We start from the raw sequence: 3,780 nt of genomic DNA on the forward strand, positions 1-3,780 counted from the left end.
GGTCCGGTGCAATAAACTTTTTTTCTGCCACGGTTTCGGCATTTTATGCTCTATTCGTTTGACTTAAGTTTAGCGTGCAATTCCTTGCATTATAGCTCTATTTTAAGTTTGCAGAAAGCAGGTTCGTCAGCGTTTTCGGGTTAGTTGTGTTGGTGGTTTTGAGAGGTTTTTTCCTGCCGTAACAACTCACACTTGTTTTTGTACCAGTGGTATGCAAATACAACTTCTTTTAACTCTGCGTTAGGTGAAATGTAACACCCATCTTTGTCAAATGGAACATAGTCCATTTTGAGTGTTTTATAAATGGAGTTGAGGTATGAAGGATAATCACGATACATGGGAATTTTTTCCTTCAAACCTGGCATGGCTTTTTCACGGAATTCGACCAGATATTTCCCAAAAGGGTGAATGGTTTCCAGTCCTTCCATACCATGAGTTTTCTCAGCATAATGAGTGAGAGACTCAAAATCCTCCCAATCCTCTAATGCATCAACGTCGGAAACAAAAGCCGGATCGTCGTGGAAGATGGTGGTCATTGGTGTATTGAGCAAGATCGAGGCGCCTTTATTAAAATTTTTGCGGGTCATGCCGAACTGATATTTATCGCCAGATCTGATTTGGTTCACTTTTGACCTGAAAGATGAAAGGTGATCTATCAAGTATGGAATAATTTTCAGTAAGCGCAAAGGTTTTTGCAGGGCTGTCTGGATTCCGGCGTTGATGATTTGCCCATCCTTACGTGAAGAGTGCAGTTGATCGATTATTTCAGAATCCATCATTGAAAAATTTATTGGATATAAGTTGGGCTCTTTAAGGTCAAGCAGACTGTCTTCATGCTCGCTGAGGGTACGGTAATGATAATTACGTTTAACAAACTCGCTGTTTGTATCCTTTCTATAATGCGGAAACATGTTTTGCCGCGAGTTCAGCCAGAGGATTATGTTGTATTTTTTATTTTCGGAGGATTGCAGCACTTTTCCCAAATCGTAAAGGAAAGGCAGGTCACCGGGCTGGAAAAGAACCAGTTCATCTTTAGCAGGAGAAAGCAGTTCTCTTCCCAGATTCATGGTGTTGACCAGATTGAGATGATTGATGTCTTCCGGGACAAACTGTACAGTTTTTCCGAAGGTGCCGACAACTTCGAGAAAATTGTCCATAATTATTTTGACTTCCTCGGAACCGACCACAACAATTTCGCGAAGATTTGAGTTCAGCAGGTTCCCCAACGCGTAACACATGAGAGGGATTCCACGTATCAAAAAAAGGAATTTCAGTCGATCAATCTCATCATCTTTAGCTCTTAGAATTAGATGGCTTATACCATTTTTCCTGGCGGCAATTTCACGCTCTGCCTTGGAAATGCTGGTTTTGTCTGCTTTTTTGCGGGAAGAATATTTATTGTGGCTGAAGCTGATAATGCATTTTTCTATTGAAGTTTTGTTGTTTGCAAAGATCATATAGAGAAAGATAATTGTTTGAGGCTGTTATTCCTTCAAAAGGTGGCCGTGCCCTGGGTTTTGACGATCTCTGAGGGAAAACCGGTAATTTGCGTGTGAGTTTTCAAGGGCAATGGTAATAGAAATCCTATCCTAATATAACGAAAAGGTTTTCTCTACTAAACCTTTGAGAAAATTGACTTGATTTATAAATTTTTTTGTTCATACAATTGATAATTCTCTATAACAATAAAGGATTTATTCATGGGAGACCAGACCCATATCATAGAATTGATTGACCAGGTTTTAAATGAGACTCAAGATCGACCTCAATTGCAGGAAAAGATTCTTGATCTCAGGGACGCACTGTTTCAGGCCCAGCAGTCTGCACAGCAGTATGCATTAAAGATCAAAACCCTGGAAGAAGCTATTGAAAAGCTTAAATCTCCGGCACACCGTATTGGTACGATCCTGGGTCAGGGGGAAAATGGCCTGGTGCGCCTGGTATCAGGGGGGACGGAATATCAGGCTGCAGCCGTCCCGGAACTGATAGAAAATGAGGGATTGAAAACAGGCGATCAGGTTGCACTGAATGAAGGATTTGTTGCTATAGCTAGGCTGCCTTTTCCCACTCAGGGGCCTTTGGCAAAAATATCCGGAAAATTGGCAGGTGGGCAATGGTTGGTGCAGGCAGCAACCGGAAACACTGAAACGATTGTTCTGGCCAGGGAGGGACTGGATAAAGACTCTTTGAAAGAAGGAGAAGAAGTTTTTCTTGATAGCAATCAAAGAGTTATTTTGGACAAACTTCCGAAACGGGAGTCCCGCACCCTTGTAGAAGACGACTTTGATCAGGTTGAATGGTCTCAGGTAGGTGGGCAGGAAAAAGTTAAAGAAGAGGTGAGAAAGGTTCTCGAATATCCCCTCCTGCACCAGGAAATTCTGAGCCAGATGGAATACCAGGTGCCAAAAGGGTTTTTATTCTATGGCCCTCCGGGTTGTGGCAAGACTCTTATAGGAAAAGCTATTCTCTCAGAAGTGATCCGCAAACTTTCAGAAAAAGAAGACTCGGAACTTGAAGGCCGGTTTATTCATGTTAAGGGACCGGAAATACTGAATATGTGGCTGGGAGAATCGGAACGAAAAATAAGGGAGATATTCAAGAAAGCGCGTGACTATAAAGAGAAAGGACAAATTCCTTTCATTTTTATTGATGAGGCGGAATCTATCCTGGGAACTCGGCAAGCCTGGCGCGGGTCAAACATTAGTAATACTGTGGTGCCGATGTTTTGTGCCGAGATGGATGGTATTCAGTCCCTTCGTGAAACAGTTGTGATTCTGGCAACAAACAGGCCCGACCTGATTGACCCCGCTATCATCCGGCCCGGTAGAATTGATAGAAAGATAAAGGTGTCACGTCCTGACAGGGAAGAGAGCAAAGCTATTTTGCGCGTGTATTTGAAAGAGGGTCTTCCTCGAGAGCATGAGGACTTTGATGCAATGGCAGAGCCTTTTCTGGATCGACTTTTTGAAAGAAACTCAGAACAGGAAGTATTAGTCCTGACCTTGCGAAGTGGAAGCAACCGGAAAATGTATTGGAACGATTTTATTTCCGGCGCCATCATTGAGGGAATAATGAAACGTGCAAAAGAAAGGGCTATTGAAAGGGCGATTCAAGGTGAAACGTTATGCCTTACCGTGGAAGATCTATTGGTTTCTCTGGAGACAGAATTTGAGGAAGGCGGACTACTACCGGCAGAATCCAACTTGGAAGACTGGCTCCAGCTTTTAGATATGGATGCGAAAAATGTTGTCAGGGTGAGACGACCCAACGAATCTGACAAGGCTACTGAAAACACGATGCGCAGGTCTATCATATGAGTGTACCTCTCATCGGTATGGAGACCGAGTATGGAATAATCCGGGAAGATATGGAAGACTCGGATCCCATCGAAGAGTCCATGAAACTGTTGCAGTCCTGCCGGCGTAAAAGTGTTTTTTGTAAATGGGCCTACTCACAGGAAAATTCTCATCTGGATATGCGGGGATTCAGGGTCAGTTCCCTGGCCCAGGATGAGGAAGAGGATGCTTTTTGCGCTGAGGACCGCAAAAGGCCCTATTCCTATCTGGATATGAAGTGTGACAGGGTTTTAGAAAACGGTGCCCGTTTTTATAATGACCATACCCACCCAGAATACAGTACCCCGGAGTGCCGGTCAGTGTTGTCGCTGGTAGCGCATGATGTGGCGGGAGAGCGGATCATTGCCGAATGTGTGGACATTCGTAACCGTGAGCTGGGAGGAAAGCCGCTTCAGGTATTTAAAAATAATACAGATTACAGTAG

Annotated in this window: 3 protein-coding genes; 2 read left to right on the forward strand and 1 reads right to left on the reverse strand. The window is 43.6% G+C overall.

Annotated features, from left to right (window positions below; translation table 11 throughout):
- Positions 1-140: 140 nt before the first annotated feature.
- Positions 141-1,457, reverse strand: a complete 1,317-nt coding sequence (locus F3741_04070; protein ID MZG29978.1) for a hypothetical protein — start codon at positions 1,455-1,457, stop codon at positions 141-143.
- A gap of 243 nt (positions 1,458-1,700) precedes the next feature.
- Here F3741_04070 and F3741_04075 point away from each other — a divergent pair, with 243 nt between their 5' ends.
- The gene (locus F3741_04075) at positions 1,701-3,317 is read left to right on the forward strand and encodes an AAA family ATPase (protein ID MZG29979.1); all 1,617 of its coding nucleotides are present in this window, start codon (positions 1,701-1,703) and stop codon (positions 3,315-3,317) included.
- Positions 3,314-3,780, forward strand: a 467-nt coding sequence (locus F3741_04080; protein ID MZG29980.1) for a hypothetical protein, incomplete at its 3' end; no start/stop codon positions are given. The genes F3741_04075 and F3741_04080, both read left to right, overlap by 4 nt.

Source organism: Nitrospinota bacterium, from assembly GCA_009873635.1.
Lineage (GTDB): Bacteria > Nitrospinota > Nitrospinia > Nitrospinales > VA-1 > LS-NOB.

Coding starts and splice junctions, on each gene's coding strand:
- F3741_04075 (MZG29979.1), top strand. CDS start 1,701: ATGGGAGACCAGACCCATATCATAGAATTGATTGACCAGGTTTTAAAT.
- F3741_04070 (MZG29978.1), bottom strand. CDS start 1,457: ATGATCTTTGCAAACAACAAAACTTCAATAGAAAAATGCATTATCAGC.